Below are 17,626 nucleotides of genomic sequence, written 5' to 3' on the forward strand. Positions count from 1 at the left end.
CTGGGCAGCTGTTTGCAGGCCCGGCCTCTTCGCGGGCAAGCCCGCTCCCACAGGGATCGCACAGGAATTGAATTCTGTGGGGGACTTTGTGGGAGCGGGTTCACCCGCGAAGAGGCCGGGCCTGCCTACATCAAGCTCAAGGCAACTCGCGGCTGCGATAGAACGCCGTCAGCACCTTCACCAGGTGCGCCAGGTCCTGGCTGCCACACAGCTCGCGAATCGAGTGCATGGCAAAGGTCGGCAGGCCGATGTCCACCGTGCGCACCCCCAGGTGGCTGGCGGTGATCGGCCCGATGGTCGAACCACAGCCCATGTCGCTGCGCACCACGAAGCTCTGCACCGGCACTTCCTCGGCCATGCACAGGTGGCGGAAGAACCCGGCGGTTTCGCTGTTGGTGGCGTAGCGCTGGTTGTTGTTGACCTTGATCACCGGCCCGGCATTGAGCTTGGGCCCGTGGTTGCCGTCGTGCTTGTCGGCGTAGTTGGGGTGCACGCCGTGGGCGTTGTCGGCCGAGACCATCAGCGAGCGCTGAATGGTGCGCACGTAGGCATCGCCGTCCGGCAGCAGGCGCTGCAGGGTCTGCTCGAGCATCGGGCCGTCGGCGCCGCAGGCCGAGCAGCTACCGACTTCCTCATGGTCATTGCACACCAGCACGCAGGTTTCGTCGCTATCGGCGGCCAGCAGGGCCTGCAGGCCGGCGAAGCACGACAGCAGGTTGTCCAGGCGGGCGCCGGCGATGAAGTCGCCATTGAGGCCGATCAGCGCGGCGTCCTGGGTGTCGTAGAAACTCAGCTCGTAATCGAGCACCACGTCGGCGTTGAGCTCATGCTCGCGGGCCAGTTGCTCGGTGAGCACGGCACGGAAGTCGATGCGCTCGTCACCGGCGACTTGGGCCAGGACCGGCGGCAGCTCGTGCTGCGGGTTGATCTGCCAGCCTTCGTTGGCGGTGCGGTTGAGGTGGATGGCCAGGTTGGGGATGATCGCGATCGGCAGCTTGAAGTCGATCAGCTGGCTCTCGACCTTGCCGTCACGGCGGAAGGTGACCCGCCCGGCCAGCGACAGGTCGCGGTCGAACCATGGCGCCAGCAGGGCACCGCCGTACACTTCCACGCCCAGTTGCAGGAAGCCCTGGCGCTGCAGCTCAGGCTGCGGCTTGACCCGCAGGCACGGGCTGTCGGTGTGGGCGCCGACCATGCGGATGCCGTTGAGCAGCGGTGGCTGCTTGCCCAGCTTGATGGCGATGATCGAGGAGTCGTTGCGGGTAACGTAGTAGCGCCCGCCGGGCACCGTGGCCCAGCTGTCGCGCTCGTCCAGGCGCTGGTAGCCGGCCGCCTCCAGGCGCTGGGCCAGGCTGGCGGTGGCGTGGAAGGGCGTCGGGGAGGCCTTGAGGAATTCGATCAGGCCGGTATTCAGTGCTTCGCGCATAACTCACTCCAGACAGCAGTGGCGCGAGTTTAGCGCAGTTGCCTTCAGAAGGGGGCAGGGCACTCGAACTTCAAGCGCTCCCCGGAAACCGGGTGGGTAAAGCTCAGCATCGAGGCATGCAGGCACAGCCGCTCATGGGCTGCCAGTGCTTCAGGGTTGGCATACAGGCGGTCACCCAGCAGCGGATGGCCGATCGACAGCATGTGCACGCGCAACTGGTGCGAACGCCCGGTGATCGGCGTCAGCTCGACCCGGCAGTGATCGGCGCAACGCTCGACGATGCGCCAGAAGGTCAGCGCATGCTTGCCCTGCTCATGGTCCACCACGTGGCGTGGCTTGGTCGGCGGGTCATAGCGCAGGGGCAGGTCGATGCTGCCGCTGTCCAGCGCCGGCTGGCCCCAGCACAGCGCGGTGTAGGCCTTTTCGGTCTCGCGGTCATGGAACTGGCGCGACAGTTCGCGGTGGCTGTCGGCGTCGCGGGCCAGCAGGATGATGCCGGAGGTTTCCCAATCCAGGCGGTGCACGATCAGCGCGTCCGGGTAGCCGTTTTCCTGCAGGCGGGTGATCAGGCAGTCCTTGTTGTCCTCGGCGCGGCCTGGCACCGACAGCAGCAGGGTCGGCTTGTTGATCACCAGGATGGCGGCGTCTTCGTGGAGGATCTGGATGTTCGACAGCGGCATTGCGTGGTCTCGGTCATATCGGGGGAAAACAGTGGGGCCGCTCTGCGGCCCTTTCGCGACACAAGGCCGCTCCTACAGGGAACGCGTATCCCCTGTAGGAGCGGCCTTGTGTCGCGAAAGGGCTGCAAAGCAGCCCCCAGGTTCCAAGCGGATCAGCGATCCGGCAAGGTGATGTTCAGCTCCAGAATCGAGCAGCTGCCCTGGTTTTCCAGCTCGATGTGCACATCGTCGTTGCCGATGTTCACGTACTTGCGGATCACTTCCAGCAGTTCTTTCTGCAGTTCCGGCAGGTAGTCCGGCTCGCTGCGCTGGCCGCGCTCGTGCGCCACGATGATCTGTAGACGCTCTTTCGCTACCGACGCGCTGGTCTGTTTCTGCCTGCCACGAAAGAAGTCAAAAAGGTTCATGGTTTATTTGCTCCCGAAAATGCGCTCGAAGAATCCCTTCTTCTGTACATCGATGAAGCGCATCGGCTTCTCTTTGCCCAGCAGGCGGTCGACCGCGTCGCTGTAGGCCTGGCCGGCATCGCTCTGGTCGTCGAGGATGACCGGGATACCCTGGTTGGAGGCCTTGAGCACGGCCTGGGACTCGGGGATCACGCCCTTGAGCTTGATCGAGAGGATTTCCTCGACGTCGGCGACGCTGAGCATTTCGCCCTTGACCACGCGCTCGGGATGGTAGCGGGTGATCAGCAGGTGTTCCTTGATTGGCTCCTCGCCGTTCTCGGAGCGGCGCGACTTGCTCGACAGGATGCCCAGCATGCGGTCCGAGTCACGTACCGAGGAGACTTCAGGGTTGGTCACGACGATGGCTTCGTCGGCGAAGTACATCGCCAGGTGAGCGCCTTTTTCGATACCGGCCGGGGAGTCGCAGATGACGTACTCGAACTGTTCCTTCAAGTCCATCAATACCTTTTCCACGCCTTCCTGGGTCAGCGCGTCCTTGTCGCGGGTCTGGCTGGCGGCCAGCACGAACAGGTTCTCAAGGCGCTTGTCCTTGATCAGGGCCTGCTGCAGGTTGGCTTCGCCGTTGACCACGTTGACGAAGTCGTACACCACGCGGCGCTCGCAGCCCATGATCAGGTCGAGGTTACGCAGGCCCACGTCGAAGTCGACGATGACAGTCTTGTGGCCGCGCAGTGCGAGGCCGGTGCCGATGGCGGCGCTGGTGGTGGTCTTGCCCACACCCCCTTTGCCGGAAGTGACGACGAGAATCTTGGCCAAGGTGTTTCACCCCTAAATAAGGCGGGACAGCTGTCCCTGCAAAATGCAAAAAAATGGCAACAGATGAAAAAGTTGCTCTAAAAATGACGGCAAGTATCCGTTAAAGACGGGTGATGTTCAACACGTCACCGGACAGGCTGACTTGCACGCCCGAGCCCCACAGCGGGTCGCGGCGCAGGTCTTCGCAGACCTTGTACTGGCCGGCGATCGAGACCATTTCGGCGGTCATCTGCTGGCAGAAGATACGCGCCTTGGTGTTGCCCTTGATGCCGGCCAGGGCGCGGCCGCGCATGGCGCCGTACACATGGATGTTGCCGTCGGCGAGAAGTTCCGCGCCGGGGCTGACCGAGCCGGTGACCACCAGGTCGCCGCCCTGGGCGTAGATCTGCTGGCCGCCACGTACCGGCGAAGTGATGATGCGGGTCGGGCGCACCTCTGGCACAGGGGCTGGCTCGGCAGCAGGGGCGGGTGCCGGCTCGGGTGCCTTGACCTCGGGCTCGGGTTCCAGCGGCCGTTCGCGGGCGCCGGACGGCGGCAGCACCGGCAGGTCGATGGCGATCGCTGCGGCGATGTCTTCGATGCGGCTGGCGCGGATCGCCAGGGTTCGCAGGCCATGGTGGCGGCAGATACGCATCAGCCCGGGCAGATCGATCGCCCCTTCGTCGGCTGGCAGCTTGTCCAGCGCCAGCACCAGCGGCGTGTTGCTGAAGAAATTGGGGGCCTGGGCCACTTTCGCCGCCAGCTGGCGGTCGAGGGCTTCCAGGTCGTTGCGCCCCAGTTCCAGCACGGTGATGGCGAGCATGCTGCCCTTGAGCTGGAACACGGAGGCGGTGTCGGGAGTGTGATTTGGGCTCATGGTCTGCATAGACGGCTTGTTGCGAAAAAAGTGCCCTGACTTATAACGAGAACACCGGTTGGCCGCAACCGGCGGCGAACCGATGTAGAATGCGCGGTCTTTGTCTTGCCGGAAGCTTCAATGGACCGCCCGCGTTTTCGACCCTATTTCCTTCACCCGCGATTCTGGGGCCTGTGGCTGGGCCTGGGCCTGCTGTGGCTGGTGGTGCAGCTGCCCTACCGCGCCCTGCTGTGGCTCGGTGCTGCCCTGGGCGCGCTGATGTACCGGGTGGCCGGGGAGCGTCGGCGCATCGCCGCGCGCAACCTGGAGTTGTGTTTTCCAGAACTTTCCGACGACGAACGGCGCCGTTTGCTCAAGGCCAACTTCGCCTCAACCGGCATTGCCTTCTTCGAAATGGCCATGAGCTGGTGGTGGCCCAAGGCCCGCCTGGCGCGCCTGGCGCACATCGAGGGTATCGAGCACCTGCAGGCGGCGCAGCAGGCCGGGCAGGGCGCGATCCTCATGGCGGTGCACTTCACCACCCTGGAGATCGGCGCCGCGCTGCTGGGCCAGGCGCACACCATCGACGGCATGTACCGCGAGCACGGCAACCCGCTGTTCGACTTCATCCAGCGCAGCGGCCGCGAGCGGCACAACCTCGATTCGCTGGCGGTGGAGCGCGACGACGTGCGCGGCATGCTCAAGCTGCTGCGTTCGGGGCGGGCGATCTGGTACGCGCCGGACCAGGACTACGGCGCCAAGCAGAGCATCTTCGTGCCGCTGTTCGGCATCCCGGCGGCGACGGTCACCGCCACCACCAAGTTCGCCCGCCTGGGCAAGGCGCAGGTGATTCCGTTCACCCAGAAGCGCCTGGAGGATGGCAGCGGCTATCGTCTGGTGATCCACCCGCCGCTCGAAGGCTTCCCGGGCGAGAGCGAAGAGGCCGATTGCCTGCGCATCAACCAGTGGGTCGAAGGGGTGTTGCGCGAGTGCCCGGAGCAGTACCTGTGGGCGCACCGGCGGTTCAAGTCGCGGCCCGAGGGCGAGCCGCGGCTGTATGACAAGAAGAAGCGCTGACATTTGGGTTGCCTGCACTGGCCTCTTCGCGGGTGAACCCGCTCCCACAGGACCGGTGCTTGCGCGGTCATTGTGGGAGCGGGTTCACCCGCGAAAGGGCCAGGCCTGAAAACACATCGATCCCAGGAAGGATTCCATGGCCCCACCCGCGGTAACCGGTCTCATCCTTTCTGGCGGCGGCGCCCGCGCCGCCTATCAGGTCGGCGTGCTCGCCGGCATCGCCGAGCTGCTGCCGCCCGGCGCGCACAACCCCTTCCCGGTCATCGTCGGCACCTCGGCCGGCGCCATCAACGCCGTGACCCTGGCCAGCGGTGCCAGCCGCTTCAGCGAAGCGGTACAGCGCCTCACCGCCTTCTGGCAGAACTTTCGCAGCCATCTGGTGATCCGCAGCGACTGGCCCGGGGTGATGCGCCAGGCCAGCCGCTTCGTCGGCCACAGCCTGCTGGGCCTGGGCGGCCAGGTGCCGGTGGCGCTGCTCGACAGCAGCCCCTTGCGCGGCCTGCTGGAATCGCACCTGGACCTCGACGGCGTCGGCCATGCCATCGCCGCCGGGCAACTGCGGGCGGTCGCCGTGACCGCCTTCGGCTACGAATCCGGCCAGGCGGTGACCTTCTACCAGGGCCGCGGCACCATCGATGCCTGGCTGCGCCACCGCCGTATCGGCGTGCCCACTGCGCTGACCATCGACCACCTGCTGGCCAGCGCGGCGATCCCGCTGCTGTTCGCCCCGGTGCGGCTGGGCGAGGAGTACTACGGCGACGGTGCGGTGCGCCAGTCGGCGCCGATCAGCCCGGCCCTGCACCTGGGCGCCAGCCGCGTGCTGGTGGTTGGGGTCAGCGGCAACCCGCAGCGCCCGGCGGCGCCGCTGCAGACCCCGCGGGTGTTCAGTGGCCAGCAGCCGAGCCTGGCGCAGATCGGCGCGCACATGCTCAACAGTACCTTCATCGACAGCCTGGAAGACGACATCGAGCTGTTGCAGCGGCTCAACCACCTCAGCCACCTGCTGCCGGCGCATCTCGACGCACGGCGCCTGGGGCTGGCGCCGATCGAGGTGCTGGTGGTGGCGCCGAGCCAGCCGCTGGACGAGATCGCGGCGCGGCACCGGCGGGAATTGCCAGCGGCGTTGCGGTTGTTCTTGCGTGGACCGGGGGCGACGAGGACGAGCGGGGCGGGGGTGTTGAGTTATCTGCTGTTCGAGGCGGCGTACTGCAGCGAGCTGATCGAGCTGGGGCGGCGGGATGCCTTGGCCAAGAAGCGCGAGTTGTGTCAGTTCCTGGGGATCTGATCTTTCCTGTGCCGGCCTCTTCGCGGGCAAGCCCGCTCCCACAGAGGCCGCACTGCGCAGTACCTGTGGGAGCGGGTTTACCCGCGAAAGGGCCGGACCTGCCTACTCGGCGATCTGCAGCTTGCGCGCCTGGGTATACACGTATCGCACCTTCTCGTACTCGAACGGCGAATTGAGCTCGCCATAGCGGAATTTGGTGGTGTAGCGCTTGTCGACCACCTTCAGGGCGAAGATTTCCGGGTGGTCGGTGCTGGCCTCGGCCATGCCCAGGTAGTTGATCGCCTGTTCCCCGGCGTAGTCCACCACCAGCCCGGTGGTGTCGCGCAGGTTCGACGGCCCCAGCACCGGCAGCATCAGGTACGGCCCCTCCGGCACCCCGTAGAAGCCCAGGGTCTGGCCGAAGTCCTCGCTCTGGCGCGGCAGGCCCATCTTGGTCGCCGGGTCCCACAGGCCACCGACGCCGATCAGGGTGTTGAACATCAGCCGCGCGGTGATTTCCGCCGAGCGCTTGGGTTTGAGTTGCAGCACGCTGTTGAACAGGTTCGGCACGTCACCCAGGTTGTTGAAGAAATTGCTCACCCCGGTGCGCACGAAGCGCGGGGTGACGTACTGGTAACCGCTGACCAGCGGCAGCAGCACCCATTGGTCGAGCCGGTAGTTGAAGTGGTAGATGCGCCGGTTCATCGATTCCAGCGGGTCGTACACGTTCAGCGCTTCCAGGGTCGAGCGTTCGAACTCGCGCTGGTCGAGCCCGGGGTTGAATTTCAGGGCGCGCAGCGGGTCGACGAAACCGTCGGCTTCCGGGGCCAGGGCAGCGGTACCGGTCAGGTGCGGGTCGGCTTCGACCACGCTGGCCCGTGGCGAGGTTTCCGCGGCCAGGGCGTTGCCGGCAAGCAGCAGGGCGGCGACGAGAAGGCATTTGTTAACCACGGAAGAACTCCAGCATGGCGTCGCTGTTGACGCGGTAATTGAGGTTGCCGCAATGGCCGCCATGGGGGTAGAGGGTCAGCCGATCGCCGAACACCTTGCGCAGGAAACCGATGTCGCCAGGGCCGAGGATGACGTCGTCGGCGTTGTGCATCACGGCGATCTTCGGGCTGCTGCGCAGGTAGCCTTCGAGGGCGTACAGGCTGACCTGGTTGACCAGTTGCAGGATGCTGTTGCCGTCGGTGCGGGCGCGCCACATCGGGATCACCTGTTCGGTCAGGTAGCAGTCGAAGTCGCACTGCAGGGCACGCTTGAAGAACGGCGTGAGGCTGCTGCCCTCGGTGATCGGGAACTTCGGCGGGATGATCAGGCCGCGGCGGTTGATCAGGTCGGAGGTGAAGGCGATGTCGGCTGCCGAGAAGCGGAACGAGGTGCCGATCAGCATGGCCATCTGCTCGTTGGACAAGTGCTGTTTCGACTGCTGGAAGTCGTACAGCAGTGCCTCGTTGAGGTCGATGTAGCCTTTGTCCTGGAAGTAGCGGGTCAGCTTGGTCAGCATCAGCTCGTAGAAGGTGGTGCTGCGGTCGATGCCCTTGACCTGGGTCTGCACCAGCTTGTCGAGGTTGTTGATCGAGGTGTACAGGTTCACCGGCGGGTTGAGCAGCAGCACACGCTTGAAGTTGAAGCTGCGACGGGTTTCGTCCAGGTGGCTGACGAATGCCGCGTCCAGCGCGCCGAGACTGTAGCCGGTGAGGTAGTACTCGCTGACCGGCAGGCGCGGATGCTGGGCACGCACGGCTTGCATCACCCGGTACATGTCTTCGGCGTCATCCTGGCTGATGCCGGGGGTAGCGAAGCGCGAGGCGGCGCTCATGAAGTCGTAGCTGGTCGGCGAGGACAGCTGCACCACGTGGAAACCGGCCTGGTAGAACAGCTTCTTGAGGTATTCGTTGATGCTGCTGGAGTACGGCGCGCCAGTGCCGGCGATGATGAAGATCAGCGGCGCCGCGTGGTCCTGGCGGGCCAGGCGGTACTTGAGCTTCTTCACTGCCCAGAAGTTGTCGGGCAGGGTGAACGCGCGCTCCGGGCGCAGGGTCAGGCTGTAGTCGGACTGGTCGATTTCATCGTCGCTGGGCAGGGTCGGGCGCTGGTCCGGCGGCGTGGTGGCGATGGTGGCCTCGAACGGATTGGTCAAGGGGTAACCGTAGCTCGCGGCGTCGATGTCTCGCGCCGAGGCGGTGGCAGCCATGAGCAGGCCGCCAACAAGTAGGGCGACGAGGCGCCAGGATCGAAGCATGTATTCCCCCAGAAGAATCAAGGTCGTGCGGTACGCAGGCTAGGACCATCGTTCTACCGGCAAAGTTGCCGAGTGCAGTGGCCTTTGGTGTGCTTGGTATCTGCAACATAGCTGCAGGGTTGTGATTTTGCCTTACAACAGGGCTTGGGCGATCATGGATGATTTCGATTACCGCTATTGGAGAACGGGATGTCTCGAACGCTGCCGACTGCGCTGTTGCTGATGTTTCTGGCCGTGTGGCTGGCGGCCAGTTATGGCCTGCGCTATGGGCTGATGGAGGATGGCCAGTGGGTCGGGCTGTGCGCGGTGCCAGCCGACCACTGGCAGTGCCAGGCACGGGCGTTGCTGGGGTTGGGGATTCATTTTCAGGTGCTGCCGTGGGCTGGGTTGGGCCTGGCGTTGCTGGCGCAGTGCGTGGCAGGCCGGGGCGGGTGGTGGCTGGCGGTGCTGGCACTGGTGGCCGGGATTCCGGCGTTGGTGCTGTACACCGCGAGCATCGCGGTATTTGCCGTGGTGCTGGCGGGGTTGCGGTTGGTTCGGCAACCGGGTCAGGGCTGACAGGGGCTGACCCGCTCCCTCAACGGCTGCACCAGCCCTGTAGGAGCGCGGTTCCTGTGGGAGCGGGTTTACCCGCGAAGCAGGCAGCGCCTGCCTCAAGCCTGGCGCAGCCGCAAGCTGCGCCACAGGGCCGCAGTCATCAGCACGCTGACCACCGCCCAGCCCCAGGCCTGCTGGCTTTGCAACCCTTCCCGATACAACTGCGGCAACACCCCGGCGCCGACGATGAACGCCAGCAACGCCACCTCGGCCCGCCGCGCGGCCACCGGCCGCAGCAGGTACACCACCGCCGGCAACGCCAGCGCCGCGGTCGGGAAGCTGCGGTAGCGTGGGTCGAACACCATCGCCAGCATGCTCACCGCCGCAGCAAACCCGGCCGCCAGCAACAGCCACCCCGCCCGCACCTGCAACCAGGCGAACAGCCGCTCGCGCCAGCCTTCGCGACGCACCAGGGCAAGCACGGCATGCATCAGCACCAGCAGGTTCAACCCGGCCAGTACCAGCGCCCATGCCCATTCCCCGGCAAACCGCGCATGGCTGCGCATCAGCTCGCCCCACAAGCCCAGGCAGCCTGCGCCAAACGCGGCCAACAGCGGCAGCAGCAGGGCTGCCAGTGGCGTGGCAGGGCGGCCGGCAACCAGCAGCAGCGACGTCATCAACGCCACACAGGCCAGCAACCATTGCGGCCAGAGCTGCAGGTTGCTGACCGGCCCTTCGAGCACGCCCTTGTCCTGCCGGTCGGCGTCGTACAGCCCCCAGTAGCCGCCCACCGCGCCCTCGTTGGCGCGTTTCCACGGCTGGTCGAAGGCTTCGATCAGGTTGTAGTCCCAGCCATTGGCCTCGGCCATGCTGACGAACCCGCGAATGAAGCGCGCCTCGTTGGCCCGGCTGGGGATGGCGGTTTCTCGCTGCCGACCTTCACTGGGCCAGCCGGTTTCACCGATGAAGATGCCCTTGGGCGCGAAGCGCGTGCCGAACACCCGGCGCACATCGGCCACATGGGCCAGCGCCTGGTCGATGCCGCGCGGGTCGTCTTCCCAGTAGGGCAGCAGGTGAATGGTCAGGAAGTCCACCGCCGGCGCGATCTGCGGGTGCTGCAACCAGAACTCCCAGACATCGGCGTAGGTCACCGGCACCTTGACCTGGCTTTTCACCTGGTGGATCAGTGCGGCCAGGCGTTCCCCGGTGACCTCCTTGCGCAGCAGGGTCTCGTTGCCGACGATCACCGCGCTGACCACATCGGGGTTGGCGTTGGCTGCGGCGATCAGTGCGTGCACTTCCTTGTCGGTATCGACCGGGTTGGCGTTGACCCAGGCGCCGAGCATCACCTTCAGCCCATGCTTGCGCGCCAGCGCCGGGATTGCCTCGAGACCGCTCATGGAATAGGTGCGGATGCACTGAAATCGCTCGGCCAGCAACGCCAGGTCGGCGTCCATCCGTGCCGGGCGCAGGCGGAACGGCTGGTCGTAGGGCGACTGGTCCTTGTCGAACGGCGTGTACGAGGCACATTGCAGCTTGTGCGTGGGGCTGGCTGCGTCAGGCAGCAGCACCGGCTTGCCCAGCCCGTACCAGAGCGCGCCCAGCCCCAGCAGGGCGAGCAGGCAGGCGAGCAGGTACAAGGGCAGCAGCAGGCGGGAAGCATCGGGCATCGGGCGGTCCATCGTCAGGCACAAAGCGTTAGATAGTAGCCCGGCGCCAAACCTTTGGCATGCAAGGATCGCGCAGGCTGGCGCAGGGTGCTGCCGCTAATGGCACAGTGCTGTCGCATATGGGGCGGATGCAGGTCGCAGCTGGAGCAGGTCGACCGCTGTGGCAGGCAGATGATGCAATCTCCAAGACCTGACGAGGGGATGCTGTTGATGGCTACTTTGAACAGAATGCGCCGTTTCCTGAGAGTGGGCACCGCCCTGGTACTGGCCATGGGCGCTGCCCAGGCCATGGCCAAAGAAGTGAGCATCGGCTATGTGGATGGCTGGGCCGACAGCGTCGCGACCACCAACGTGGCCGCCGAGGTGATCAAGGAGAAACTGGGCTACGACGTCAAGTTGCAGGCCGTGGCGGCAGGGATCATGTGGCAGGGTGTGGCCACCGGCAAGCTCGACGCGATCCTTTCGGCCTGGCTCCCGGTCACCCACGGCGAGTACTGGGCCAAGAACAAGGACAAGGTCGTCGACTACGGGCCCAACTTCAAGGACGCGAAAATCGGCCTGATCGTGCCAGAGTACGTCGACACCAAGAGCATCGCCGACCTCAAGACCGAAAAGGGCTACAAGAACCAGATCATCGGTATCGATGCAGGCTCCGGGGTGATGATCAAGACCGACCAGGCGATCAAGGATTACGACCTGACCGGCTACAAGCTGCGGGCCAGTTCCGGCGCCGGGATGACCACCGAGCTGGGCAAGGCCTATGCGAAGAAGGAACCGATCGCCGTGACCGGCTGGGTACCGCACTGGATGTTCGCCAAGTGGAAGCTGAAGTTCCTCGACGACCCGAAAGGCGTGTATGGCGCAGCCGAGACCGTCAACAACATCGGCAGCAAGGAACTGGACAGCAAGGCCCCGGAAGTGGCGCAGTTCCTGAAGAAGTTCCAGTGGCAGTCCAAGGACGAGATCGGCGAAGTGATGCTGGCGATCCAGAATGGCGCCAAGCCTGAGGCGGCGGCCAAGGACTGGGTGGCCAAGCATCCGGATCGGGTCAAGGAGTGGACCGGCAAGTGATGAACCTTTAGGGCCAGTTTTGCTTCTTCGCGGGTAAACCCGCTCCCACAGGGGATTTGCGTAGCTTTCAAGGCTGTGCAGATCCCCTGTGGGAGCGGGTTTACCCGCGAATGGCCCTGAGGTTTGTTACGCAATCTGTAAAACACCGTTGCATCTAATACTAAGGTCGTCTGGTTGGCGTCCAGCGGCAGCATAAAGTAAGGATGTGGGTACCATCCCCTACCTGTGCTGCTAGGACAAAAACAATGAACGACAGCATTTACCTCTCGATACAAAACAGCCCGCGCTTCAAGGAGCTGGTCAGCAAACGTGAACGCTTCGCCTGGATTCTCTCGGCGATCATGCTCGGCCTCTACTGCGCCTTCATCCTCCTGATTGCCTACGGTCCCCAAGTGCTCGGCGCCAAGCTCAGCCCTGGGTCGTCGATCACCTGGGGCATTCCCCTGGGCGTCGGCCTGATCGTTTCGGCCTTTGTCCTCACCGCCATCTACGTGCGCCGCGCCAACGGCGAATTCGATGAGCTGAACAAGGCCATCCTCAAGGAGGCGCAACAATGATCCGCCACGCCAAAACCCTGGCCGTACTGGCCTGCGGCGCTTTCGCACCCGCCGTGTGGGCTGCCGATGCCCTGACCGGCGAGGTGCAGAAGCAACCGCTGAACGTCTCGGCCATCGCCATGTTCGTGGCCTTTGTCGCCTTCACCCTGGGCATCACCTACTGGGCCTCCAAGCGCAACAAGTCGGCATCGGACTACTACGCGGCCGGTGGCAAGATCACCGGTTTCCAGAATGGCCTGGCGATTGCCGGCGACTACATGTCGGCCGCCTCCTTCCTGGGCATTTCCGCGCTGGTGTTCACCTCTGGCTATGACGGCCTGATCTATTCGATCGGCTTCCTGGTCGGCTGGCCGATCATCCTCTTCCTGATCGCCGAGCGCCTGCGCAACCTGGGCAAGTACACCTTCGCCGACGTCGCCTCCTACCGCCTCGGGCAGAAAGAAATCCGCACCCTGTCGGCTTCCGGTTCGCTGGTGGTGGTGGCGTTCTACCTGATCGCGCAGATGGTCGGCGCCGGCAAGCTGATCGAGCTGCTGTTCGGCCTCGACTACCACGTCGCGGTGATCCTGGTGGGTATCCTGATGTGCCTGTACGTGCTGTTCGGCGGCATGCTGGCCACCACCTGGGTACAGATCATCAAGGCCGTGCTGCTGCTCTCCGGTGCCAGCTTCATGGCGCTGATGGTGATGAAGCACGTGGGCTTCGACTTCAACACCCTGTTCTCCGAGGCGATCAAGGTGCACGCCAAGGGCGAGGCGATCATGAGCCCGGGCGGCCTGGTCAAGGACCCGATCTCGGCATTCTCCCTGGGCCTGGCGCTGATGTTCGGCACCGCTGGCCTGCCGCACATCCTGATGCGCTTCTTCACCGTCAGTGACGCCAAGGAAGCGCGCAAGAGCGTGCTGTACGCCACCGGCTTCATCGGCTACTTCTACATCCTCACCTTCATCATCGGCTTTGGCGCGATCCTGCTGGTCAGCACCAACCCGGACTTCAAGGACGCCACCGGCGCCCTGCTGGGCGGCAACAACATGGCGGCGGTGCACCTGGCCGATGCGGTAGGCGGCAGCGTGTTCCTCGGCTTCATCTCGGCGGTGGCCTTCGCCACCATCCTGGCGGTGGTCGCCGGCCTGACCCTGGCCGGTGCCTCGGCAGTGTCCCACGACCTTTACGCCAGCGTCTGGCGCAAGGGCAAGGCCAACGACAAGGACGAGATCCGCGTGTCGAAGATCACCACCGTCGCCCTCGGCGTGCTGGCGATCGGCCTGGGCATCCTGTTCGAGAAGCAGAACATCGCCTTCATGGTGGGCCTTGCGTTCTCCATCGCCGCCAGCTGCAACTTCCCGGTGCTGCTGCTCTCGATGTACTGGAAGAAGCTGACCACCCGCGGCGCCATGATCGGCGGCTGGTTGGGCCTGATCAGCGCGGTGACGCTGATGATCCTCGGCCCGACCATCTGGGTGCAGATCCTCGGCCACGAGAAGCCGATCTACCCGTACGAATACCCGGCGCTGTTCTCGATGGCGATCGCCTTCGTCAGCATCTGGTTCTTCTCGATCACCGACAAGTCCAAGGCGGCCGACGACGAGCGTGCGCTGTTCTACCCGCAGTTCGTGCGTTCGCAGACGGGCCTGGGGGCGTCTGGCGCCGTGTCGCACTGACCCTGCTGGCAATGAAAAAACCGCGCCTCGGCGCGGTTTTTTCATGCAATGGCGCTAGATCATCCCAAGTAGCAACAGCACCAGCAGAATCACCAGTACCACGCCGACGATGCCGGACGGGCCATAGCCCCAGCTGCGCGAGTGCGGGAAGACCGGTAAGCCACCAATCAGCAGAAGGATCAGGATGATGATGAGAATCGTGGTCATGACGGAGTCCTTGCGTGGTTGAGGGTCAAGGGCCTCGGACGGCTGGCCTCTTGCTAATTCGGACTCTTGCCGCTTGCGAAAGATTCCATTTGTGTTTGCCTGTGCCGGCCTCTTCGCGGCTAAAGCCGCTCCTACAGGGATCTCACTCGCTGACCACCCAGTCATGCCTGCCCATTCACTATCCTGATGAATCCTGCCAGGCCCCCAAGCCTTGATTAGACTCGACCCAACATCAGTCACCACAAGGCCTGCCTCCATGCAAAACCGCATCATGATCACCGGTGCCGGATCCGGCCTCGGCCGCGAGATCGCCCTGCGCTGGGCGCGCGAGGGCTGGCGCCTGGCGCTGGCCGATGTCAACGAGCCGGGCCTGCGCGACACCCTGGAGCAGGTGCGCGCCGTCGGCGGCGAGGGCTTCACCCAGCGCTGCGACGTGCGCGACTACAGCCAGCTCACCGCGCTGGCCCAGGCCTGCGAAGAGAAGTTCGGCGGCATCGACGTGATCGTCAACAATGCCGGCGTCGCTTCGGGCGGCTTCTTCGCCGAGCTGTCACTGGAAGACTGGGACTGGCAGATCGCGGTCAACCTGATGGGCGTGGTCAAGGGCTGCAAGGCTTTCCTGCCGCTGCTCGAGCGCAGCAAGGGGCGGATCGTCAACGTGGCCTCCATGGCCGCGCTGATGCAGGGCCCGGGCATGAGCAACTACAACGTGGCCAAGGCCGGTGTGCTGGCATTGTCGGAAAGCCTGCTGGTGGAGCTGCGCCAGCTCGAAGTGGCCGTGCACTGCGTGTGCCCGTCGTTCTTCCAGACCAACCTGCTCGACTCGTTCCGCGGGCCCAACCCGGCGATGAAGGCCCAGGTCGGCAAGCTGCTGCAAGGCTCGCCCATCAGTGCTGCGGATATCGCCGATTACATCCACCAGCAGGTCGCCAGCGGCGCGTTCCTGATCCTGCCCCACGAGGCCGGGCGCCAGGCCTGGCAGCTCAAGCGCCAGGCGCCGGAGCGGCTGTACGACGAGATGGCCGAGATGGCGGTGAAGATGCGCGCCAAGGCTCAAGTGCGTTGAATTTGGCAGAAATCTGTAGGAATAGTTACAGATGTTTGTAGGGATATTCTGAATTTCAGGCGGTGTGTTGTGTCGCCGAATATCCCCATGCAGGCTCCGGTTTTTCAGCAGGAGGACTGGAGCATGTTGGTGATCGGACGTGAAGTGGGTGAAGTCATCACCATTGGTGACGATATTCGGATCATGGTGGTGGATATGCGCGACAACCAGGTGCGCTTTGGCGTCACGGCGCCACGGGAGGTGCCGGTGCACCGGGCCGAGATCTACCGCAAGATCAAGGAACGGGAGGCGCGCAGGGCTGACGTCGTTTGATCGACCTGTACCGGCCTCTTCGCGGGCAAGCCCGCTCCCACAGGGATCACCACTGGCCTGAGGCTCATGCAGTACTTGTGACTCCCACAGGGATCACCACAGGCCTGAGGCTGATGCAGTACCTGTGGGAGCGGGCTTGCCCGCGAAGAGGCCGGCCCTGCCTAGTCGAGCAACTCGCGGGGCACATCATGCTTGGCCAGCAGCTGGCACTGCTGGCTCTCCAGGTCGAACAAAATGAACGCCTGGCCCTTGGCCAACGCCTGGCGTACCCGCAACACGCGGGTTTCCAGCGGCGTGTCGTCGCCGTTGTCGGTGCCGTCACGGGTGACGAAGTCCTCGATCAGGCGGGTCAAGGTCTCGGCTTGCAGTTGCTCGTAGGGGATCAGCATGGGCAGGGCATCGGTGTGTTCATGAGTGCCTGCATGCTACGCGATTCCTCGCCCGTCAGCCCTTGTTTCCTACCAGACTGTCCACTGCCGGCACCCGGGTGTCGCTCTCCATCTGCGCATCGTGCTCCAACTGGTGGCTGAACCGCTCGAGCGAAGCATTGGCCGGCTGCGAGTCGCTGGCGAACACCGGCGGGCTCAGCAGGTAGGCCGAGAGCAGGCGGCTGAGCGCGGCGAGGCTGTCGACATGGGTGCGTTCGTAGCCATGGGTGGCATCGCAGCCGAACGCCACCAGCGCGGTGCGGATGTCGTGGCCGGCGGTCACCGCCGAGTGGGCATCGCTGAAGTAGTAGCGGAACAGGTCGCGGCGCACCGGCAGGTCCTGGTCGCCGGCGAGCTTCAGCAGGTGGCGCGACAGGTGGTAGTCATACGGCCCGGAAGAGTCCTGCATGGCCACGCTCACGGCGTGCTCGCTGGAAGCCTGGCCAGGCGCCACCGGGGCGATGTCGATGCCGACGAATTCGCTGACGTCCCAGGGCAGCGCGCCGGCAGCGCCCGAGCCGGTCTCTTCGGTGATGGTGAATAGCGGGTGGCAGTCGATCAAAGGTTGGCGGCCGCTTTCCACCACGGCCTTGAGCGCGGCGAGCAGCGCTGCCACACCGGCCTTGTCGTCCAGGTGTCGGGCGCTGATATGGCCGCTTTCGGTGAACTCCGGCAGCGGGTCGAACGCCACGAAGTCGCCAATGGAAATGCCCAGCGCCTCACAGTCGGCGCGGGTGGCGCAGTAGGCGTCCAGGCGCACTTCGACGTGATCCCAGCTGATCGGCATCTGGTCGATGGCGGTGTTGAACGCGTGCCCGCTGGCCATCAGCGGCAGCACGCTGCCGCGGAACACGCCGGTGTCGGTGAACACGCTGACCCGGCTGCCCTCGGCGAAGCGGCTCGACCAGCAGCCGACCGGGGCCAGGGCCAGGCGGCCGTTGTCCTGCAACTGACGCACGCTGGCGCCGATGGTGTCGAGGTGGGCCGAGACGGCGCGGTCGGGCGAGCTCTGCCGGCCCTTGAGGGTGGCGCGGATGGTGCCGCGGCGGGTCAGTTCGAAGGGGATGCCCAGTTCGTCCAGGCGTTCGGCCACATAGCGCACGATGGTGTCGGTGAAACCGGTCGGGCTGGGGATGGCGAGCATCTCCAGGAGCACGCGCTTGAGGTAGTCGAGGTCGGGTTCGGGGTGTCGTTCGGTCATGGGTACTCCTTGCAGTCGTGTGCTGGGGCCTTCGCGGGTAAACCCGCTCCCACAGGATCACCACAGGTTTCAATCTGTGTGTGATACCTGTGCTCCCACAGGATCACCGCAGGTTTCAAGCTGTGTGTGATACCTGTGCTCCCACAGGATCACCACAGGTTTCAAT

At 64.8% G+C, this 17,626-nt stretch carries 19 protein-coding genes; 8 read left to right on the forward strand and 11 right to left on the reverse strand.

The features are described 5' to 3' along the window. Positions 1–136 precede the first annotated feature (136 nt). From ACIP21_RS00645 to minC, 5 genes are all read right to left on the reverse strand, one after another. Complete coding sequence (locus tag ACIP21_RS00645; protein ID WP_400682783.1) at positions 137–1,426, reverse strand: M18 family aminopeptidase; 1,290 nt, start codon at positions 1,424–1,426, stop codon at positions 137–139. A 44-nt stretch (positions 1,427–1,470) separates the two neighbouring features. Beyond that, entirely contained in the window at positions 1,471–2,106 is a 636-nt protein-coding gene (locus ACIP21_RS00650) for an RluA family pseudouridine synthase (RefSeq protein WP_400682785.1), read from the reverse strand. A gap of 152 nt (positions 2,107–2,258) precedes the next feature. Beyond that, positions 2,259–2,513, reverse strand: coding sequence for a cell division topological specificity factor MinE (gene minE, locus ACIP21_RS00655; protein ID WP_009682849.1), 255 nt, complete (start codon positions 2,511–2,513; stop codon positions 2,259–2,261). 3 nt (positions 2,514–2,516) lie between these two features. Then, positions 2,517–3,329 carry a septum site-determining protein MinD gene (gene minD / locus ACIP21_RS00660; RefSeq protein WP_027918150.1) on the reverse strand — a complete coding sequence of 271 codons (813 nt, stop codon included), beginning with the start codon at positions 3,327–3,329 and terminating at the stop codon, positions 2,517–2,519. Between the two features lie 100 nt (positions 3,330–3,429). Next, positions 3,430–4,194, reverse strand: coding sequence for a septum site-determining protein MinC (gene minC, locus ACIP21_RS00665; RefSeq protein WP_400682789.1), 765 nt, complete (start codon positions 4,192–4,194; stop codon positions 3,430–3,432). 111 nt (positions 4,195–4,305) lie between these two features. On the opposite strand from minC, the gene ACIP21_RS00670 reads away from it, so the two are divergent. Together ACIP21_RS00670 and ACIP21_RS00675 are read left to right on the forward strand one after the other, a co-directional pair. Then, complete coding sequence (locus ACIP21_RS00670; protein WP_400682792.1) at positions 4,306–5,241, forward strand: lipid A biosynthesis lauroyl acyltransferase; 936 nt, start codon at positions 4,306–4,308, stop codon at positions 5,239–5,241. Between the two features lie 136 nt (positions 5,242–5,377). Then, entirely contained in the window at positions 5,378–6,526 is a 1,149-nt protein-coding gene (locus ACIP21_RS00675) for a patatin-like phospholipase family protein (protein ID WP_400682794.1), read from the forward strand. Positions 6,527–6,628: 102 nt separating this feature from the next. On the opposite strand, the gene ACIP21_RS00680 is transcribed toward ACIP21_RS00675, so the two are convergent. Together ACIP21_RS00680 and ACIP21_RS00685 are read right to left on the reverse strand one after the other, a co-directional pair. Further along, complete coding sequence (locus ACIP21_RS00680; RefSeq protein WP_400682797.1) at positions 6,629–7,456, reverse strand: VacJ family lipoprotein; 828 nt, start codon at positions 7,454–7,456, stop codon at positions 6,629–6,631. Further along, the gene (locus ACIP21_RS00685; protein ID WP_400682800.1) at positions 7,449–8,750 is read right to left on the reverse strand and encodes a serine/threonine protein kinase; all 1,302 of its coding nucleotides are present in this window, start codon (positions 8,748–8,750) and stop codon (positions 7,449–7,451) included. Before ACIP21_RS00685 ends, ACIP21_RS00680 begins: the two co-directional genes overlap by 8 nt. Positions 8,751–8,939: 189 nt before the next feature. Between ACIP21_RS00685 and ACIP21_RS00690 the strand changes: the two genes are divergently transcribed. Continuing rightward, complete coding sequence (locus ACIP21_RS00690; protein WP_400682802.1) at positions 8,940–9,308, forward strand: hypothetical protein; 369 nt, start codon at positions 8,940–8,942, stop codon at positions 9,306–9,308. A 95-nt stretch (positions 9,309–9,403) separates the two neighbouring features. Here the strand turns inward: ACIP21_RS00690 and ACIP21_RS00695 are convergent, their stop codons facing one another. Next, positions 9,404–10,969, reverse strand: a complete 1,566-nt coding sequence (locus ACIP21_RS00695) for a beta (1-6) glucans synthase (RefSeq protein WP_400682804.1) — start codon at positions 10,967–10,969, stop codon at positions 9,404–9,406. A gap of 198 nt (positions 10,970–11,167) precedes the next feature. Between ACIP21_RS00695 and ACIP21_RS00700 the strand changes: the two genes are divergently transcribed. The 3 genes from ACIP21_RS00700 (at position 11,168) to ACIP21_RS00710 (ending at position 14,246) form a co-directional block, all read left to right on the forward strand. Then, positions 11,168–12,028: a glycine betaine ABC transporter substrate-binding protein gene (locus tag ACIP21_RS00700; RefSeq protein ID WP_400682807.1), complete on the forward strand. Its 861-nt coding sequence runs from the start codon at positions 11,168–11,170 to the stop codon at positions 12,026–12,028. Positions 12,029–12,273: 245 nt separating this feature from the next. Continuing rightward, positions 12,274–12,585, forward strand: coding sequence for a DUF485 domain-containing protein (locus ACIP21_RS00705; RefSeq protein ID WP_167067923.1), 312 nt, complete (start codon positions 12,274–12,276; stop codon positions 12,583–12,585). Next, positions 12,582–14,246: a cation acetate symporter gene (locus ACIP21_RS00710; RefSeq protein WP_400682810.1), complete on the forward strand. Its 1,665-nt coding sequence runs from the start codon at positions 12,582–12,584 to the stop codon at positions 14,244–14,246. The genes ACIP21_RS00705 and ACIP21_RS00710 overlap by 4 nt, the downstream gene beginning before the upstream one ends. A gap of 54 nt (positions 14,247–14,300) precedes the next feature. Here the strand turns inward: ACIP21_RS00710 and ACIP21_RS00715 are convergent, their stop codons facing one another. Further along, positions 14,301–14,453 carry a DUF3309 family protein gene (locus ACIP21_RS00715; RefSeq protein WP_012271016.1) on the reverse strand — a complete coding sequence of 51 codons (153 nt, stop codon included), beginning with the start codon at positions 14,451–14,453 and terminating at the stop codon, positions 14,301–14,303. 256 nt (positions 14,454–14,709) lie between these two features. On the opposite strand from ACIP21_RS00715, the gene ACIP21_RS00720 reads away from it, so the two are divergent. Then, positions 14,710–15,519: an SDR family oxidoreductase gene (locus ACIP21_RS00720; RefSeq protein WP_400682812.1), complete on the forward strand. Its 810-nt coding sequence runs from the start codon at positions 14,710–14,712 to the stop codon at positions 15,517–15,519. A 123-nt stretch (positions 15,520–15,642) separates the two neighbouring features. Further along, a complete protein-coding gene (gene csrA, locus ACIP21_RS00725; RefSeq protein ID WP_400682815.1) occupies positions 15,643–15,831 on the forward strand; it encodes a carbon storage regulator CsrA in 189 nt (62 codons plus the stop codon). Positions 15,832–15,992: 161 nt separating this feature from the next. Here the strand turns inward: csrA and ACIP21_RS00730 are convergent, their stop codons facing one another. Both ACIP21_RS00730 and ACIP21_RS00735 read right to left on the reverse strand, forming a co-directional pair. Beyond that, complete coding sequence (locus tag ACIP21_RS00730; RefSeq protein WP_054900489.1) at positions 15,993–16,220, reverse strand: YheU family protein; 228 nt, start codon at positions 16,218–16,220, stop codon at positions 15,993–15,995. 55 nt (positions 16,221–16,275) lie between these two features. Further along, the gene (locus ACIP21_RS00735) at positions 16,276–17,460 is read right to left on the reverse strand and encodes an osmoprotectant NAGGN system M42 family peptidase (RefSeq protein WP_400682818.1); all 1,185 of its coding nucleotides are present in this window, start codon (positions 17,458–17,460) and stop codon (positions 16,276–16,278) included. Positions 17,461–17,626 lie beyond the last annotated feature (166 nt).

This window comes from Pseudomonas sp. NPDC089401 (assembly GCF_044749485.1).
Taxonomy (GTDB): domain Bacteria; phylum Pseudomonadota; class Gammaproteobacteria; order Pseudomonadales; family Pseudomonadaceae; genus Aquipseudomonas.